This is a genomic window from Pseudomonas sp. NBRC 111124, assembly GCF_001320245.1.
Lineage (GTDB): Bacteria > Pseudomonadota > Gammaproteobacteria > Pseudomonadales > Pseudomonadaceae > Aquipseudomonas.
Window position 1 is genome coordinate 1 of the sequence record NZ_BCBA01000086.1, and the last position, 1244, is coordinate 1244.

Annotated in this window: 1 pseudogene; it reads left to right on the forward strand. The window is 62.0% G+C overall.

Features of this window, described 5'->3' with window-relative positions:
* Positions 1-1244, forward strand: a pseudogene (locus tag APH28_RS28940) (hypothetical protein); the annotation flags it as partial.

The following is a 1244-nucleotide window of genomic DNA, read 5'->3' on the forward strand; positions in this document are numbered from 1 at the left end:
GACACCGGCTTTGGCAAGGGCTGGACCCTCAATCTCAGCCGCTACATCCCTTCCACCGGCTCGCTGCAGACCCACACCGGCGAGCAATTCCACGTCGATGGCGGTGGCGCCGAACCGAAAATCAGCGAGCAGAAGCTCAAGAGCTTTCGCTTCCTGGACGATGGTAACGGCGAGTACCGGGTCGTGCACCGCGCGGGCATGGTCGAACAGCTGAAAGTCATCCGCTCGGGCGGCATCGACATCGCCGTGCCTCATCGGGTCTATGCGCCCTCGGGCCGTTGGATCGAGCTGAGTCATGAGGGCAGGTTCGGTGAACATCGCTGCCTGTCCCGCATCGTTGACGGCAGCGGCCTGGAGCTGCTGTCCGTCACCTACACGAACACCCTGATCACCTACCACCTGCACCCCGGTTTCGGTGAAACCCGCTACGAGGTAGCACTCAAGGACCGTTGGGTGGAACGGGTGACCCTGCCGAGCCATGACCGTGGTAGCTGGCGGTTCAGCTATGAGACCAGCCCCTCGACGCAGAACATGACCTGCCTGAGCCGGGTCGAAACGCCCCTGGGCGGGATCGAGACGATCAGCTACGACGATGCCGGGCACCAGCTCCTCACCGGCGCACCCGTGCCCCGGATCCCCCGGGTCAAGAGCCACACGGTCGACCCCGGCGCCAATCAGCCGCCTTTGACCACCACCTACAGCTACCCAAACAACCGCAACTTCCTGGGCTTTGGCAGCGGGCTGAACTGGGAAAAGGACAAGGACAATCTGTACCGGGCGGGCAGCGACTTCACCTATGAAGTTCAGCTCAGCGAGGCCAGTGAAGGCACAGAGCTGCGCAAGGCCAGCTACCGCTACAACCGCCATCACCTGCTGACCCTGCAAACAACCGCGCAGTACGGCGATGTCATCGACGATGTGACCGAAGATGCGCGCAAGCAGGACTGGCACATCCAGGAAACCGAGACGGTTTACCACGAAATCCCGGGGGCGAGTTTCGAAAATCAACTGAGCAACTTCCAGCAGCCCCACACCGTGACCCAGCGCTGGCGGCTGGAAAACGACAGCACCCGTCTGCGTGAAGAAGTCACCACCACCGATTACGATACCGAGCATGGCAACCTGATCCGTGAGGAACAACCCAACGGCATCGTCACCACTTATGCCTACTACGACAAGGACGGTGAGGACGGTTGCCCGCCAGACCCGCAAGGGTTCCAGCGCAGCCTCAAGTCGACCACCAC